Origin of the sequence: Pseudorhodobacter sp. MZDSW-24AT (genome assembly GCF_002794355.1) — a bacterium.
Taxonomy (GTDB): Bacteria; Pseudomonadota; Alphaproteobacteria; order Rhodobacterales; family Rhodobacteraceae; genus Pseudotabrizicola.
Genome location: NZ_PGOI01000008.1, coordinates 655,262 through 672,190 on the forward strand (window position 1 = coordinate 655,262; position 16,929 = coordinate 672,190).

The 16,929-nt window shown below is 60.4% G+C and carries 16 protein-coding genes; 6 read left to right on the plus strand and 10 right to left on the minus strand.

All coding sequences use genetic code 11. The features are described from left to right. The first annotated feature begins 6 nt into the window (after window positions 1-6). Genes fahA through maiA form a run of 4 tightly spaced genes read left to right on the plus strand, consistent with a single transcriptional unit; the run spans window position 7 to window position 3,487 of the window. Window positions 7-1,281, plus strand: coding sequence for a fumarylacetoacetase (fahA, locus tag CUR21_RS12775; protein WP_100197386.1), 1,275 nt, complete (start codon window positions 7-9; stop codon window positions 1,279-1,281). Beyond that, window positions 1,281-2,132 carry a fumarylacetoacetate hydrolase family protein gene (locus CUR21_RS12780; RefSeq protein ID WP_100197387.1) on the plus strand — a complete coding sequence of 284 codons (852 nt, stop codon included), beginning with the start codon at window positions 1,281-1,283 and terminating at the stop codon, window positions 2,130-2,132. The genes fahA and CUR21_RS12780 overlap by 1 nt, the downstream gene beginning before the upstream one ends. A 15-nt stretch (window positions 2,133-2,147) precedes the next feature. Further along, the gene (locus tag CUR21_RS12785; protein WP_100197388.1) at window positions 2,148-2,843 is read left to right on the plus strand and encodes a fumarylacetoacetate hydrolase family protein; all 696 of its coding nucleotides are present in this window, start codon (window positions 2,148-2,150) and stop codon (window positions 2,841-2,843) included. Continuing rightward, complete coding sequence (maiA, locus tag CUR21_RS12790; RefSeq protein ID WP_100197389.1) at window positions 2,840-3,487, plus strand: maleylacetoacetate isomerase; 648 nt, start codon at window positions 2,840-2,842, stop codon at window positions 3,485-3,487. The genes CUR21_RS12785 and maiA overlap by 4 nt, the downstream gene beginning before the upstream one ends. Window positions 3,488-3,539: 52 nt before the next feature. Here maiA and CUR21_RS12795 read toward each other — a convergent pair whose 3' ends face one another. Genes CUR21_RS12795 through CUR21_RS12820 form a run of 6 tightly spaced genes read right to left on the minus strand, consistent with a single transcriptional unit; the run spans window position 3,540 to window position 9,498 of the window. Next, window positions 3,540-5,306, minus strand: coding sequence for an ABC transporter ATP-binding protein (locus CUR21_RS12795; protein WP_100197390.1), 1,767 nt, complete (start codon window positions 5,304-5,306; stop codon window positions 3,540-3,542). Window positions 5,307-5,312: 6 nt separating this feature from the next. Continuing rightward, window positions 5,313-5,687 carry a Rid family hydrolase gene (locus CUR21_RS12800; RefSeq protein WP_100197391.1) on the minus strand — a complete coding sequence of 125 codons (375 nt, stop codon included), beginning with the start codon at window positions 5,685-5,687 and terminating at the stop codon, window positions 5,313-5,315. Further along, the gene (locus CUR21_RS12805; RefSeq protein ID WP_100197392.1) at window positions 5,684-6,052 is read right to left on the minus strand and encodes a RidA family protein; all 369 of its coding nucleotides are present in this window, start codon (window positions 6,050-6,052) and stop codon (window positions 5,684-5,686) included. Before CUR21_RS12805 ends, CUR21_RS12800 begins: the two co-directional genes overlap by 4 nt. 11 nt (window positions 6,053-6,063) lie before the next feature. After that, a complete protein-coding gene (locus tag CUR21_RS12810) occupies window positions 6,064-6,936 on the minus strand; it encodes an ABC transporter permease (protein WP_100197393.1) in 873 nt (290 codons plus the stop codon). 1 nt (window position 6,937) lies between these two features. Continuing rightward, window positions 6,938-7,942 (minus strand): ABC transporter permease, encoded by a 1,005-nt coding sequence (locus tag CUR21_RS12815; protein WP_100197394.1) that lies wholly within the window; start codon window positions 7,940-7,942, stop codon window positions 6,938-6,940. A gap of 50 nt (window positions 7,943-7,992) precedes the next feature. Then, a complete protein-coding gene (locus CUR21_RS12820; protein WP_100197395.1) occupies window positions 7,993-9,498 on the minus strand; it encodes an ABC transporter substrate-binding protein in 1,506 nt (501 codons plus the stop codon). 214 nt (window positions 9,499-9,712) lie between these two features. Here CUR21_RS12820 and CUR21_RS12825 point away from each other — a divergent pair, with 214 nt between their 5' ends. After that, entirely contained in the window at window positions 9,713-10,360 is a 648-nt protein-coding gene (locus tag CUR21_RS12825; RefSeq protein ID WP_100197396.1) for a TetR/AcrR family transcriptional regulator, read from the plus strand. After that, on the plus strand, window positions 10,357-11,889 hold the full coding sequence (locus tag CUR21_RS12830) for a gamma-glutamyltransferase family protein (RefSeq protein WP_100197397.1): 1,533 nt from the start codon (window positions 10,357-10,359) through the stop codon (window positions 11,887-11,889). Before CUR21_RS12825 ends, CUR21_RS12830 begins: the two co-directional genes overlap by 4 nt. Before the next feature lie 16 nt (window positions 11,890-11,905). On the opposite strand, the gene CUR21_RS12835 is transcribed toward CUR21_RS12830, so the two are convergent. Genes CUR21_RS12835 through CUR21_RS12850 form a run of 4 tightly spaced genes read right to left on the minus strand, consistent with a single transcriptional unit; the run spans window position 11,906 to window position 16,915 of the window. Further along, entirely contained in the window at window positions 11,906-13,519 is a 1,614-nt protein-coding gene (locus CUR21_RS12835) for an ABC transporter ATP-binding protein (RefSeq protein WP_100197398.1), read from the minus strand. Continuing rightward, window positions 13,516-14,439 (minus strand): ABC transporter permease, encoded by a 924-nt coding sequence (locus CUR21_RS12840; protein ID WP_198431689.1) that lies wholly within the window; start codon window positions 14,437-14,439, stop codon window positions 13,516-13,518. Before CUR21_RS12840 ends, CUR21_RS12835 begins: the two co-directional genes overlap by 4 nt. Window positions 14,440-14,448: 9 nt before the next feature. Beyond that, window positions 14,449-15,363, minus strand: coding sequence for an ABC transporter permease (locus CUR21_RS12845; RefSeq protein WP_100197400.1), 915 nt, complete (start codon window positions 15,361-15,363; stop codon window positions 14,449-14,451). 58 nt (window positions 15,364-15,421) lie between these two features. Further along, window positions 15,422-16,915, minus strand: coding sequence for an ABC transporter substrate-binding protein (locus CUR21_RS12850; protein WP_100197401.1), 1,494 nt, complete (start codon window positions 16,913-16,915; stop codon window positions 15,422-15,424). Window positions 16,916-16,929: the final 14 nt, after the last annotated feature.

A 16,929-nucleotide genomic window follows, 5' to 3' on the forward strand; every position in this document is an offset into this window, starting at 1 on the left:
GCGAGTATGACGCAATCATGGGTGAAGGGGGCAAATCGCCCAGACTGCGATTTCTCTTTGGGAAATTTGCCCTATGGCGTGTTCGAGGCCAATGGAAACACGCCCCGATGCGGGATAGCGATCGGCGACATGATCCTTGATCTGTCAGAACTGGTCTTTGCCGGAAAGCTGGTCGCGGAGAATTGCGGATTTGACCGCCCTGCCCTGAATACCTTCATGGCTGCCGGACCAAACACTTGGGAAGCTGTACGCAATCGGGTGACGGAACTTCTGGCCGAAAATGGCAGCACCGATCTGCGCGATGATGCAGCGCTCTGCCACCGGGCGCTGGTGCCACAGTCCTCCGCACAGATGCATCTTCCCATCGAGGTCAAAGGCTATACGGATTTTTATGCCGGTCGGCAGCACGCCTTCAATTCTGGCTCGATCCTGCGTGGGCCAGAGAATGCGCTGCCCCCCAACTGGTCGCATATGCCGATCGGCTATAACGGACGCGCCTCAACGGTTGTCGTCTCGGGCACGCCAGTGCGGCGGCCCTTGGGCCAGACCTTGCCGCCGGGCGGGGACTCACCGGTCATCGGGCCTTCGCGGCGACTGGACATCGAAGTGGAATTCGGAGCCATCGTCGGTATTTCGACCGAGCTTGGCCAGACCCTGACATTGGCCGAGGCATGGGAGCACCTGTTTGGCTTTGTGCTGCTGAACGACTGGTCCGCGCGCGATATCCAGCGTTGGGAAGGCCAGCCGCTTGGCCCCTTTCAGTCAAAAGCTTTTGCCACCTCCATCAGCCCTTGGGTCGTCACCCGCGCCGCTCTGGAGGCGTGCCGTCGCTCAGCGCCTGCGCGCGACAAAGCGCTTTTGCCTTATCTGCATGAAACCGCGCCCTATTTCTTTGACATCACGCTGGAAGCGCATCTAAAGCCCGCCGATGCAGACCGCGCGAGCCGGATCGTGCAATGCAACACCACACAACTCACCTATTCCGCGCCACAACTTCTTGCCCATCACGCCCTGTGCGGCTGCCGGATGCAAACTGGCGATCTGCTTGGCTCCGGCACGATTTCAGGGCCAGAGCGGCATAACTTTGGCTGCCTTATGGAGCAAAGCTGGGGAGGCCGCGACGAGATTGCCCTTGAGCACGGTGGAAGCCGCAAGTTTCTGGAGGACGGGGATAGCGTAACCCTGACGGGCTGGGGCATGGCGAACGGTAATCGGATCGGGTTTGGCCGTTGCGAAGGGCAGATCTTGCCCGCGCATGCCGAAGTCGGAAAGGGCGCCTGATGCGGATTTGCAGGTTCAATGACAATCGGCTTGGCGTCGTGCGCGGCGCGGGTGTGCACGATGTTACCTGTGCGCTGGCGAGCCTGCCAACTTGGCAATACCCCTTGCCCGACCACGACCCCTTGATCGCGGCGCTGCCGACTCTTCGCCCCATGCTTGATGCTTTGGCAGACAAGGCCCCCGCCCTGCCCCTCGACACCCTGCAGCTGCTGCCGCCGGTTGCTTCGCCGCGCAAGATCATCGCGGCCCCGGTCAATTATCGTCTGCACCATGACGAGGCCTTGGCGGATCCATCCATCCACCATGGCACCAATATCTTGCCCATCGACAAGGCCGGCCTGTTTCTAAAGGCCACCAGTTCGCTGATCGGAGCCTCTGATCCGGTGGTGATCCGGTTCCCCGAAGCACGCAACGACCACGAGATCGAACTCGTGGCCATCATCGGACGCCCCGCGTCAAAGGTGACTGCAGAGCAAGCGCTGTCTTATGTGGCGGGCTACAGCATTGGTCTGGACATGACGCTGCGTGGCACACAAGAACGCAGCCTGCGCAAATCCTGCGACAGCTACACTGTTCTGGGCCCGTGGCTGGTCACCTCGGACGAGGTTCCCGACCCAAGCGGGCTTGAGATGGAATTGCAGGTGAACGGTCAGACACGGCAACGCGCATCAACCAAAGACCTCTTGCGCGATGTTGCCACGCTGATCGCCCGCGCCTCGGCCTTCTACACGCTGATGCCCGGCGATCTTCTGTTTACCGGTACGCCCGAAGGGGTTGACCCGGTGATACCGGGCGATGTGATGCGCGCCCGGATTTCAGGCATTGGCGAAATGCAGGTCATGGTGACCTAACAGCAGGAGCACTCCTTGGACTATCTTTTTGATCCTCTCCCCATCCAAAGCGTCGCGGTTGAAGGCGAAAGCCACCGCTTCCCATTGCGCCGCATTTTTTGCGTCGGCCGCAACTACGCGGATCATATCCGTGAAATGGGCTTTCAGCCCGAGCGCGAACCACCGTTCTTCTTTACCAAGCCGATTGATGCGCTAGTCCAAGATGGTGAAACAGTAGCCTATCCGCCACTCACAGAAAATTTCCACCACGAGGCAGAGCTTGTGGTCGCAATTGGCAAGCCTGGTGCGGACATCCCTGTCGAACGCGCCCTTGATCACGTCTACGGCTACGCAGTCGGAAATGATCTGACCCGGCGCGACGTGCAGTTCGCCCTTCGCGACCGCGGTCGTCCATGGGATTGGAGCAAGGCGTTTGACAGATCCGCCGTCGTCGGCACGATCACCCCTTCGCAACGGCGCGCCCTTTCCGGCGAGACCCGGATTCACCTTTCGGTCAATGACGAGGTGCGTCAAGATGCAACGCTGAAGACGATGATCTGGAGCGTCGCTGAAATCATCGCAGCCTTGTCAAACTCGGTCACCATTCGGCCCGGAGATCTGGTGTTTACGGGCACACCAGCGGGCGTGGGCCCTCTGACACCGGGCGATATCTGCACCGTCAGCATCGACGGCCTGCACCCCATCACGACAGTCATCGGGCCCAGAGAATGACCGCAATCCGGCTGCACAGCTATTTTCGCTCCTCCACCTCAGTGCGGGTACGCGTAGCGCTGGAGTTGAAAGGCCTTGCCTATGACTACATCGCTTGGAACCTGCGGACGAATGAACAGTGCAGTCCTGATTATCTCGACATTAACCCGCAAGGTCTTGTGCCAGCCATTGAAATCGATGGGCAGGTGCTGACGCAATCCCTGCCCATCATCGAATACCTTGACGAACGATTTCCGGGCTCGCCCCTTTTGCCTGCGGAAAGCATGGCGCGGGCGCGGGTGCGGTCGCTTGCCGCCATGGTGGCGAGCGATCTTCACCCTTTGAACAACCTGCGGGTCCTGCGATACCTTGAGGCGCAGTTTGGTGCTGATATGGCCGCACAAACCCTTTGGTTCAGGCACTGGGCCAAGGCCACGCTTGATCCGCTCGAGATGCTTTTGGCCCATTCGACGCAAACTGGACGGTTTTGCCATGGCGATGAGCCAAGCATGGCCGACATTTGCCTGTTCGCCCAATTGCTGAACAATCGCCGCTTTGACATCGACAACGCGGCTTGGCCCACTTTGGCGCGCATTCACGCGGCGTGCGTCGCCGATCCTGCCTTTGTCAAAGCCATGCCAGAGCAGCAGATCGATGCTGCGTGAGGACGCAAGAATATTCTCACCTCTGTCGGCTCGGGCGCGTTTGGGCGGCTCTTTAAGGTGCATCCTCCCAACGCCGGACGCGATGTTCGGACGAAACCTTGTCCCACATGGGCAGCGGCGGCGAGGCCCCAATCGGGTACACCGGCGCCGAAGTGACACCGCTTGCGGGCGCCCGCGCGAAGCGACGCCCCGGATGGGACACCGGCACCGCCTCTAGCAGCCGCCGGGTGTAGGGATGGGCCGGACGCGCCAACACCTGCGCTGCCGGGCCCTGTTCGACCAGACCGCCCCGATACATCACCAAGATGCGGTCGGCGATGCGCTCCACCACTGCCATGTCATGCGAGATGAAAAGAAGGCCCATACCCTCTTCCTTGGTCAGACGTTCCAGAACTGCCAACACCTGTTCCTGCACCGCCACATCCAGCGCCGAGACGGGCTCGTCAGCGATCAGCACCTTGGGCCGAAGGACAAAGGCACGCGCGATACAGATGCGCTGGCGTTGTCCGCCGGAGAACTGGTGAGGGTAGCGGTCAAGGCTATCGGTAGGCAGTCCGACGCGGGCAATCAGCGCAGAAAGGCTGCCGTCGCTGGCCTCTGGGCTGCAGTGCAAGCCCCGGATGCGCAGAGGCTCGACAAGGATCTGGCGCACCGACATGCGCGGATCGAGCGCAGCATAGGGGTCTTGGAACACCATCTGGATATCATTGCGGGCCAGCCGCAATTCGGGGCCGGAGAGCGAAAGGATGTCCTTGCCCCCCAAGAGCGCGCGCCCCTCCTGCGCAGTCACGAGCCGCAGCAGGCATTTCGCCAGCGAGGATTTCCCGCAGCCGCTTTCGCCGATCACGGCGACGGTCTCGCCAGAGTGCAGGTCAAAACTGACATCCTCGACTGCATGCAGATTGGCAGTGTGCCGCCGCAAAAGGCCACTACGCACCGGAAAGCGCGCGCTGAGGTGGCTGACAGAGAGCACAGGCGCGGCTTGCGGCGGGGCGGCACCGGGGCGGGCATCGGCCTCGCGGAACTTGGGGGCCGCTGCAAGAAGGCGTTGGGTGTATTCATGTGCAGGCTGATCAAAGACGCGGGCTGCGGGACCTTCCTCGACGATGCGTCCCTTCAGCATCACCGCCACACGGTCGGCGATCTCGGCGACCACACCCATATCATGCGTGATGAACAGCACCCCCATGCCCGTCTGGCGTTGCAGGCTGCGAATCAAGTGCAGGATTTCAGCCTGAACCGTCACATCCAACGCGGTGGTGGGTTCATCAGCGATCAGGATGTCGGGCTCGCAGACCAAAGCCATGGCGATCATCACCCGCTGCCTCATCCCTCCCGAAAGTTCGTGCGGGAACTGGTCGAAACGACGCATTGGGTCTGTCATACGGACCTTTTCCAGCATGGCGACGGCACGGGCCTTGGCCGTTTGCTCTTCATGTGGACGATGCTGACGAATCGCTTCCACCAGTTGCGCGCCGACAGTCATAACCGGATTCAGTGAGGTCATCGGATCCTGAAAGATCATCGCAATCCGCGCGCCCCGAACGCCGCGCAGCTGCCGCTCTGACTGGCGTACCAGATCCAGTGGTGCTTTGCCGGGGCTGTGCAGCAGGATCTGTCCCCCAGTGATGCGCCCGCCCTGATGATCGATCAGGCGCATCACCGCTTTGACCATAACCGATTTTCCCGAACCAGACTCGCCCACCAGCGTAAGGATTTCGCCGCGGTACAAATCAAGCGACAGATCATGCACAACCGCTTTGGCCGAAGGACCAAAAGCGACGGTCAGGTTGCGCAGGCTAAGAAGCTGTTCGGGCATGGCGGCTTATCCTTGGGTTTGATCCGCGCGGGCGGCCCAGACGCGGATTTCCAGCATGGAATCGCGGCGCGAGGCCGACATCTGCACCACCGACAGGCCGGGTGGCGCATTGTTGTTAATCCAGTCGTTCCAGAGCGGGACGAACGCAGGCCAGTCGGCGATATCCGCCAGCCAGACCTGCGCCGAGAGAAGCTGCCCCCGATCGCTGCCCATCTGGCCCAGAAGATCGTCGATGACGGCCAAGATTCCGCGGGTCTGGCCCGCAAAGTCTTCTGATTTGTCGGGCGCGGTCAGGCAGACCGAAGCGATATCCCCCGCGGCGGATCCTAGAAATATCTTGGGGCCCCAACTGTCAATGCGGCCTGTTTTCTGAATGGTCATGCCGCATCCTTTCGATAGGCGACGGCGACGATTTCCAGGAGTAGATCCGGCCGATACAGCTCACCCGACACACAGGTGCGGGCAGGCGGATTGGCCGCATCAACCCAGCTGTTCCAGACGGCGTTCAGGCCCGAGAAATAGCGCATGTCCTTGAGCCAGATGGTGACCGTGAAGAGATCGGATTGCGCAAGACCGGCTTCCATCAACAGCGCGTCAAGCTGTTCCACCACATCACGGGCCTGCGCTTTGATGTCACCGTCCAGATTGCGTGGCTGCAGGCCGGTGATGTGGGTCCAAGGACCCTTACTGCACACCAGCGCGCGTTTTGCGCCATCGAGGGTTTGGGTATGGGTGCGGGTAATCATAGGGTCTCCTGTTAGTGGGATTTCAGTTTAGGGTCGAACTGGCTGCGCAGTGCGTCGCCAAGTAGGTTCATGCCCAGAACGGTTAAAAAGATCGCCAGTCCGGGGAAAAGGGCCATCCACCAAGCGGTGGAGATGTAGGAGCGCGCATCTGACAGCATCCCGCCCCACGTCGGAATTGCAGGGGGTACGCCAAGGCCCAGAAAGCTGAGCGCGCTTTCGGCAATGATCGCATTGGCCATGGCAAAGCTGGTCATGACAATGATCGACAACATCACATTGGGCAGAATGTGATGACGGATGATAAAGCCATCCGAGGCACCAAGCGTGCGCGCCGACAGGATGAATTCGCGTTCGCGCAAGGCTATCGTTTCGGCGCGGGTCACGCGGCAATAGGGGATCCAGCGCTGCGCTGTAAGGGCGATTATGACGATCCCAAGACCTTGCCCGACAAAGGCCACAATCGCGATGGCCAACATCAGAGGCGGGAACGACCAGAAGATTTCAACCAGTTTCTGGATAGCGTCGTCGATCCAACCGCCAAACCAGCCTGCGATCACGCCCAGCGCCACGCCGGTAGCGCTGGCAAAGATGGCCACCGCACCTGCGATGATCAGTGACACGCGCGAGCCATAAATGATCCGACTCAGGATATCACGCCCCACGTGATCCGTGCCCAGCACATAGGGCCCAGTCCAGTCGGGGGGGAGCATGGCTGCCATCAGATCCTGCTGATTGGGAGGATGCGGGGCGAGCCAAGGGCTGAAGAGTCCCATCGCCAGCAAAATCGCAAGCATCGCAAAGCCAAAGCCTGCTTTGAAACCCGTGAGGTGGCGATAGTCGCGTCGCAAAGCCTGCCAGCGCAGAGCGGAAAGGGAAAAGCTCATCTCAGCGGATCCTGATGCGGGGGTCGATAATGGTGTAAGCAAGGTCGATCAGCAGGTTCACCAGAATGAAGATGGTGGTGTAAACCAGCACCAACCCGATGATCAGCGGATAGTCGCGGGATGAGATGCCCTGTACCAAGAGGCTCCCGATGCCGGGCCAGGCAAAGACCGTTTCGACGATCATCGCACCCGAAAGCAGGGCTCCGAATTCCAACCCGATGATGGTGACCACCCCGATCAGAGCGTTGCGGAAGGCATGACGCCACAGCACCCGGGCGGCGGACAGGCCCTTCGCACGCGCAGTCATCACGAAATCTTCGTGCAACGCTTCCTGCACCGAGGCGCGGGTCAGCTGGGTGATGATGCCCATCATATTGGTGCCCAGCACAATGGCGGGCAGCGCAAGGTGTTTCAGTGCGGCAGCAAAGGCATCACCCCGTCCTTGCAGCAGCGCATCCAGCAGCAGAAAGCCGGTGATGCGGTCTAGCCCCAAGCCCCAAGGCTCACGCCCACCCGAGGGCAAGATGTGCCAATGGCCTGCAAACAGCAGAATGAGCAGAATCCCCATCCAGAAGTTGGGCATGGAAATGCCCGCAAAGCTGAAGGTGGAGGCGAGGCTGTCCCAGATCGAACCGGGCCGCGCCCCGGCCAACACGCCCAAGGGGATGCCTACAAGAACGGCCACCAACGTGGCAGCCATTGCCAGCTCTACCGTAGCAGGAAGCCGGGCCAAGACGATCTCCATCACCGGTTCACGGTAGCGAAACGACATGCCAAAATCGCCCTGCGCGGCCTTGGCCAGAAAGTTCAGGAACTGGACCACGGGTGGGCGGTGCAGCCCCCAAGCCTCACGTATGCGGGCTTTGTCGGCTTCCGATGCTTCGTCCGAGATCAACATGCTGACGGCATCGCCCGGTGCAAATTGCATCAGGGCAAAGACGATGCCTGCCACCACCACTAGCACGGGGATAGCCCCAAGCAGACGTTTTGAAAAATAAACAAACATCGCGGCCTCCTGTGCGGGGCGTGGGCCGCAGGACGGCCCAAACCTAAGCGTTACTCGACGAAAACTTCCCAACCGTTGACCTGATCTGCCGGGCGAGGGGTAAAGCGGATGCCTTCGGCGATCCCCCAAGCCATCTGGTGCTGCCACATGAAGGCTGCGGGGGCTTCTTCCACCAGATGGGAAATGGCCGCTTGCATCTTGGCGCTGCGATCGGCCGGATCAAAGGCGGCGCGCTCAGCATTCAAAAGCGCGTCCAGCGCCGGATCCGCGAAACCAATGCGCGGCGAGCCTCCGGTGGCAAAATATTGGTGAAGCGCGCGCGAGGGATCGATCATCGAGCCGCGCCCCATGTAATAGAAGGGCACATTGCCCTGCTGCACATTCGCCCAGAGGGTCGCCCATTCCGGCGTGTCGAGCGTGACAGTGAACCCAGCGGCTTCCAGCATCGGCACCATGGCCTCGGCGATCTGCCGGTCGGCCGTATAGCGGCCCACGGGGGTCGACAGCGTGACTTCGACACCCTCTAAGCCCACCGAGTGCAGCAGCTCGCGCGCTTTCTCGGGATTGTAATCAAAGGGGCTGACGAAGCCCGGATCAAAGCCGATCTGGCCTTCGCTGACTGGGCCATTCAGCAGATGCGCCTGCCCTTGAAGGATGGCCCGCACAATTGCCTCACGGTTGATGGCATGTGCCACCGCTTGCCGTGCCTCTTTGACATCCCAAGGATGAGTTTTGGGCGACATGGCAAGGAACATCATCTCAACCGAGTTGACCGAGGCGATGCGGGCGTTGGGCAGGTCTTCGACCCGCTGCATCAGTTGCGGCGGCACGCTTTGTGCGATCTGAACCTCGCCGTTGGCCAGTGCCGTTACACGTTGCTCGGGTTCGGCCATAATTCGGTACATGATCTGGGCCGGATTTGAGGGCGATACGAGCGGGTGGTCGTCGTTGCGCTCAAGCACGATGTGCTGACCGATGGCAACTTCAGACAGTTTGTAAGGCCCTGCGCCATAAGGAGCCTCCGCGAACATGGCATCGCCCAATTGATCGAAAAGCGCTTTTGACGTGACCGCAACGCCGGCAAGGTTATCCCGCAGAGTGGCATCGGGGGTGGCAGTCGTGATGCGCACGGTGCGCGCATCCAACGCTTCGACTTTTTCCCAGCCGGCTACAAGGTAAGCCTTGCCCGAGCCCGGGTTGCTGCCGAGATATTGGATAGAATGCACGATGTCCTCGGCCAGTACCGGATCACCGTTATGGCGTTTCAGTCCCTCGGGCAGCACGATTTCCCAAGTCAACTCATCGAGCGAAGTGACGGATTCAGCAAGGTAGGGGACGAATTCACCCTTGTCGAAATCATAACGCGTGATGCAGCCATAGATCTGGCACCAGACGCTGCCCAAAAGAACCACCGGATCACTATAGGGGTTATAGCCCGAGATGGTTTCGGTGATGGCCACCGCAATCCGCGCGCCCTGAGGCTCCTGCGCCTTGAGGGTTGTGGCCGGGCTTGCCACCGCGAGCGCCGCGAGAAGAGGTAGAAGTTTCGTTCGCATCCTGGTCCGCTTTCCTGGGCCATGTCACAGTGACAGGTCTTTGGGTTCGATTTTGTCTTGCCGTGCCACAATCAGCTGGCCATTAAATAAGTGATCGCTTACTTACTAAACGCAAGCCAGTGTGGCGGCACATCCCGGCAAAAGCCAAAGACCCGGACAAACGCGCCTTCGATTTGAACCAAATGCCCGAATTTCGCGCAAAACGGAGACAGACATGACCCAGATCGCCCCCTCCGAGCCCGAAGCGCCTTTCTACACCGGCGTCGCCGAGCGCCTGATTGAAGCAGGCATGCGGGAGTTCGTGCGGCACGGCTTTCAAGGCGCCAGCATTTCGCAAATTGTCGAAGCAGCCGAATGCAATGTGCGGATGATCTACCATTATTTCGGCAACAAGCTGGGCCTGTATCGCGCCTGTATCGACCGGGCCTATGCCGAACTGCGGCAGGCAGAGCGGGAGGCCACCTTCTGGTCTCTGCCCCCGCGCGCCGCGATGGCTGAACTGGTGCGCTTTACATATGACTACATGGTGGCCCATCCCGAGTTTCAGGGATTGATGCGAATCGAGAACATGGCGGATGGCGCGCATGTGCGCGGGCTGGAGCAGGTGAGCGCCCGAGCGGAAAGCCTGTTCGATGCCATTGCGCGCGTTCTGGATGCTGGGCGCGCCGCAGGCGCGTTTTCCCGGCGTCCCGATCCGGGGCGGCTTTATCTTACCATCCTGGGCTTGTGCACAATTCATGTGTCAAACCGCCACACGATGGGCGTAGTGATGGGCTGCGATCTGGCAGATCCCGTGTTTCTGGCCGACCGTCGCGAAGAGGTCGTTGCGGTTGTCCTGGCCGCATTGGGGGCGGCAGCATGAGCGGGGCACTAACGACGCCGCATCCGCTGGCCACCAAAGCGGGACTGGCCGTGTTGCGCCAAGGCGGCACCGCGCCCGAAGCGCTGATCGCGGCGGGGGCAGTGCTAACGGTGGTGATGCCGCATTTTTGCGGCCTTGGCGGCGATGCCGTTTGGCTGGTGGCGGATCGCAAAGGGCAGGCACGATCTTTTCTGGCGATTGGCCAAGGGGTTTCTCGGCCGATGCCCGCGTCCCCCTTGCCGCTGCGCGGCGCGGGCTCGATCCTGACAACGGCGGCGGTGGTCGATGGCTGGCACCATGCGCATGAACATGCGCGCCAGCATCTGGGCGGCCGAATGGTCTGGGGTGATCTGCTGGCCCCTGCGATTGCCGCCGCCGAAAACGGATATGACGTCACGCCGTCGCAAGCCTTCTGGGCTGACTACCGTGCCGGAGAGATTGAAAACTGGCCCGGGTTTGAAGGTTTGTTCTTGCATAAGGGGCGCAGTGTGCCAGCCGGGCAGCGCCTGCGCCAACCCGGTCTTGCCCACGCTCTGAACGAGATCGCAAGCGAGGGTGCCCAAGCCTTCTACACCGGAGCGCTGTCACGGCGGATCGTGGAAGGGCTAACAGACGCCGGAGCGGTGATCTCGGCCGAAGATCTGGTCCGCACCACCACGCGCGAGGTTTTTCCCCTGTCGCAACGCTATCGTGGTGTCGCGCTATTGGCACCGCCTCCGCCCACCCAAGGGCTCACCACGCTGCAGATCATGGGCATTCTTCAGCGCTACGATCTGCAAAGCCTAGAGGTGGGCAGCGCTAATCATCTGCACCTCTGTGTCGAAGCCGTGAAACGCGCCTTTCTGGATCGCCCCGCCATCGCAGACAGCGGGGAAAAGGATCTGGCGCAGTCCTTGCTTGACCCCGCGCATCTGGACCAGCTGGCGGCAGGGATCTCACAAGATCAGGCCATGCCTTGGCCACATCTGTGGCAGCACGGCGATACTGTCTATCTGGGCGCCATCGACGACCAAGGCAATGCAGCAAGCGTATTGCAAAGCACCTATTTCGACTGGGGCAGCGGGGTAGTGGCAGGCGACACAGGCATCCTGTGGCAAAACCGAGGTGCGGCCTTCAGCAGCGACGCCCGTCACCCAAATACCTTTGCGCCGGGCAAACTTCCGTTCTACACACTCAACCCCGGCATCGCCCTGCGCGATGGCACGCCCGCTTTTGTCTACGGTACCCAAGGGGCTGATGGACAGCCGCAAACCCTTGCGATGCTGCTCACAAGGCTGATCGATTTTAGTCAAGACCCCGAAACCGCCTTGGCAGCCCCGCGCTTTCTGCTGGGACGAACGTTTTCCGATCAGCGCGACAGTCTTAAGATCGAGGCGCATGCGGGGGAGGCTGTGATCGCGGCGCTTGCCGCCAAATCGCACGAAATCTGCCCGATCTCCGCGCTCAGCCCGCTGGCAGGTCTGGCGGGCATCGTGACGGCCAAGGCCGGTTTTCAGGACCCGCGCGGCAGCATCAAGCTGACAGAGTAAGCCACGCGTAGGATTTTTAAGCCAGCGCGAGTCGCGCCTTGCGGCGCTCTGCCTGCACGTCTGGGTCTGGATCCAGACCTGCAGCCAGCAGCCGCTGGGTATAAGCCGCACGCGGCGCGTCAAAGACCTGCGCCACCGGGCCAAGCTCGACCACCCTGCCTTTTTGCATAACCATCACCTGATCGGCAAAGTCGCGCACGACCGGCAGATCATGAGCGATGAATACATAACTTATGCCTAACCGCTTGCGCAGATCATCTAGCAGCGCAATTACCTGCGCCTGCACCGAGACATCCAGCGCCGACACGGCCTCGTCGCAGATGATTAGCTTCGGCTCCAAGGCCAAGGCCCGGGCGATCGCAATTCGCTGGCGCTGGCCCCCCGAGAATTGATGCGGATAGCGGCTTGCCATCTCGGGTTTGAGCCCGACCTGCAACAACAGCTCAGCCACCCGTGCTTTCCAGCGGTCGCGCGGCAGGATCTCGGGGTGAATGACCCATGCCTCAGTGATCAGCTGCCAGACAGTCATCCGCGGATTAAGGCTTTGCGTCGGGTCCTGAAAGACCATCTGCAAATCGCGCCGGAGCTTGAACAACTCGGCGGGAGGCATGGCAAAAAGATCTCGCCCTTTCCAAAGCGCCTGCCCACCACTTGGCTCTTCCAATCGCAATAGCATTTTAGCGACAGTGGATTTGCCCGAGCCGGACTCGCCGACTATGGCAAGGGTCTCGCCTTCCATTAGGTCAAAAGACACGTCCTCCACCGCTGTAAATTGCCCGAACTGCTTGCGCACCTTTCGCACGCTGAGCACCGGCTCCCGGCGTGGCTGTTCAGGGTGCATCTCGCCCTTACCCGGCGCTGCCGCGATCAAACGGGCGGTATAGGGGTGCTGCGGATTGCGGTACACTTCATGCGTCGCCCCCGTTTCCACCACCGCGCCCCCGTTCATCACCGCAACACGGTCGGCGATTTCGGCCACGACGCCCAGATCATGGGTGATGATCAGCACTCCCATGCCGGTTTCCAGCTGCAGCTCTTTCAACAGCGCCAGCACTTCCGCTTGAACAGTCACATCCAGCGCGGTTGTCGGTTCATCCGCAATCAGAAGATCGGGACGCAAAGCCAAGGCCATGGCGATCATCAGACGCTGCCGCTGGCCGCCGGAAAATTCATGCGGGTACTTCTGCAAGCTGGTTTCGGGGTCTGGAATGCCAACACGCCTGACCAAGCGCAACGCTTCGGCTTTGGCGGTTGCCCGATCGGCACCATGCGCGGTCAGCGCCTCTTCGATCTGCCAGCCTACAGAATAGACCGGGTTCAAATGACTTAAAGGATCTTGAAAGATCATGGCGATCCGCCGCCCGTTGATCTCGCGGCGCGCAGAAGCAGGCATCCTCAGCAAGTCTTGTCCGTCAAACCAGATCTCGCCGCTGGTGATCTTGCCCGGCGGCATGTCGATCAAGTCCATGATAGCCGAAGAGGACACGGATTTCCCTGAACCAGACTCGCCGAGAATGGCAAGCGTCTCACCCCGGTCCAGATAAAAACTGACGTTCCTCACGGCATGGACCGTGCCTGTGACAGTGTGGAAATCGACCGAAAGATCGCGGACGTCCAGGAACCGGGTCATGGTTTCACCTCGTTCTTTGACGCGCGCATCTCCAGCCGCCAACGCTGGGTCGGGTCAAGCGCGATGCGCATCCAGCTGGACAGCAGGTTCAGCGAAAGGGTGGTCAGGATGATCGCCAGCCCCGGCCAGAACGACAACCACCACGCCGTCGTCAGGTATTGCCGTCCTTGAGCGATCATCAGGCCCCAAGTGATCTCAGGCGGTTGGATGCCGATGCCAAGGAAAGACAGCGCACTTTCAGCCAACATGACAAAAGCGAAATCCAAGGTAGCAATCGTCATTAAGGTGGGCAGGACCACAGGCAGGATGTGGCGAAAAATGATACGCGGCGACGACGCCCCCATCACCTTGGCGGCCTGCACGAACATACGCTCACGAATCTCCATCACCTCGGCCCGCGTTGTGCGCAGGTAAACCGGAATGCGTGTGATCGCCAAAACCACCACAAGATTCAGGACCGAAGGCCCAAGGATATACAGCACCACGACCGCCAGTAGCAACGAAGGGAAAGACATGATCACATCCGCAAGGCGCATGATCACCAGCCCAGTCCGCTTGCCCGCGTATCCAGCGACCAAACCCAAAACCGTGCCGATCACCGCTGACCCGAGCACCGCTCCCGCCGCAACGGTCATCGTGTTCTGCGACGCGACCACGATGCGGGCCAGCAAAGGCCGGCCCAGCGCATCGGCTCCCAAGATCCAGATCCAGCCGCGCTCCCAATCGAAGGGTGGCGCATTTCTCCCGCGCAGGTTTTGCTTTTGGGCCGCCGCATCCAGCAGCCACGGTCCGATCAAAGCAAGCACGAAGATCAGGCACAAAAACAGCGCCGCCGCCAAGGCAAACTTGTCGGCCCAGAGCATCCGGGCAAAGCGGATCAGCGCCTTGGGTTCATCCGGGATCACATCGATCTGCGTCATCATTGCTCCTTAATGCCGGATGCGCGGATCGAGCAGCGAATAGGCCAGATCGATCAACAGGTTCATCAGAAAAATCGCCATGGCCGTAACCATGATTGCGGCAAGCACCACGTTGAAATCGCGCTGCAGGATAGAGTCGATCATCAGCTTCCCTACCCCCGGGAAACCAAAGATCGTCTCGATCACCACTGCGCCATTTAGTAGCGCTGCCGCCTGATCCCCGATTACAGTGATCACCGGCAGCATTGCATTGCGCAGGGCGTGTACAAAGATAATGGCCTGCGACTTGACACCTTTGGCACGCGCGGTTTTCACATAGGCCGAAGACAGTGCTGTGATCATCGCGCCGCGCACGACCTGCACGATCAGACCAAACGGCCGGATGAACAACACGGCAATCGGCAAGATCCAATGCGCAAGTGTCCCCGTCCCCGACGTGGGCACCCAGCCCAGCCCGACCGAGAAGACAACGATCGCCACGATGGCAACCCAGAAATCCGGAGCCGAGGCGCCAATCAGTGAACTGACGGTCGCCAGCCTGTCGAACAGGCCCCCTGCGCGAAAGGCCGCGAGTGACCCAAGCACGATTGCGGCGGCAGTCACTAGCGCCATGGTGATTAGAGCCAATTGCAGCGTCCACCAGAAAGCTTCGATCACGATCTCGAAGGCGGGCCGCGCCTTGCGGATAGAGTCTCCGAAATTCAGCTGCGCCAAGTCAGAAACATAGCGCCCGAACTGCACTAGAACTGGGTCGTTCAACCCATGTACCTCGCGGAACTGCTGGCGCATCTCCTCTGATGCCTCGACCGGCAGATAAAGCGCCGCAGGGTCCCCGGTCAGCCGCGACAGGAAAAACACCGCCACCACCAGAAGCATGAGTGAGATCAAGCTGGCAATCGCCCGCTGTCTGATGAAACGGTGCATGGCTCCCCCTTGAAAAGGCACAGGGCGAAGGGAAAAGCCCCCTCGCCCTGCAAATGTGTCAGTTGAAGTTGATTTCAGCCAGCGGCAGCATCGAGTTGGTAGCCATCGTCGGGCGCCAGTCCAGACGTTCCGAGACACGGCTGAAACCGACCATATGGAAGAGCAAAAGATCGGCCACCACCTCATCATGTAGATAGGCCTGCAACTCCTGCCACAGCGCAACCCGCTCATCATCTGTCGCGGCCGAGGCGCGTGCGATCAGATCATCAACCTTCGAATCAGCGATGCCCGACTGACGGCCTTCGCTGGCGTATTTAAAGAACATCGAGAAGGAAGGATCGCCCTTGGAGTTGTCATGCATTGCCACCACCATCATTGGGCCGCGCCCATCTGGGTAGGGTTTGGAATACAGCGCTTCAAACTCAGCCACTTCATAGAACTGCAGCTCGACCGTAAAGCCTGCTTCCTGCAACTGCTGCTGAACAGCCTCCAGAATTTCGGTCACGTTGGGGAAGTTCGCGGTGCGACCGATGAGCGTGATCGGTGTATCCACAGCCACGCCGTCAGCGCGCGCCTCTTCCAGCAATTTTCTAGCCTCGTCCGGGTTGTATTCCCAGACCGTCACATCCGGGTTCCAGCCCAGGGTCGGCGGCGGATAAACAGCCGTCGCTAACAACGCACCTTCTGGCAGAAGGGTGCCGACAAAGGCTTCACGGTCCACGGCAAGGTTCAGGGCTTTGCGCACCCGCAGATCATCCAACGGTGGGACAGAGTGATCAAGACGGGCGTAAACGGTTTCCGAGTCGAGATAAGAGAAATCGGTGGCCGCATTGGTTGCATCTAGGGCCGCGATGGATGGCGCGATATCCGCTTCACCGGTGGCAACCATAGCGCCGCGCACAGCCGGATCACCGCGGAACAGGTAGGTCGCGGTCTGAACCGCAGGCGCATCCCCCCAGTACCCCTCACGGGCCGTCAGTACGATTTGCTGGCCCGGCGTCCATTCCGTCAGCGCATATGGTCCGGTTCCGACAGGCTCACGGATGAACTCGACCGGAGTTTCCTCGGGTACGATGGTCAGCAGTGTCATCAGCAAGGGTAGGATCGGCTGTACCGGATCTACCTTAAAGTCGATGGTCAAGTCGTCCAGCACCTCGGCGCTGATTGTCATGCCGCCAAAATAGCGTGGCACCTCACACGTGATCGAGGCATCCATGGCCCGGTCGAATGAATGCTTAACATCTTTGGCGTCAAAGGTGGTGCCATCCGAAAACGTCACACCCGAGCGCAACTTGAACCGCCACGACCCATCGGGGTTCTGCTCCCAGCTTTCAGCCAGCTTCGGTTGCAATCCGGTGCCGCCTTTGATGTCCAGATAGGTCAGCGTTTCATTGATGTTCTGCATGGTGATCCGGCCCACGTTCGATCGCGTCGCCATGCAGGGTTCCAAAACGTCTGCCTCTTCGTTCAGAACAATCTTCACATCCTGCGCAAAAGCCGGGGTCAGGGCTGTTGCAGCCGCCAAAGCCCCCCAAAGCATCACTTTCTTCATCTCAATCCTCCCGT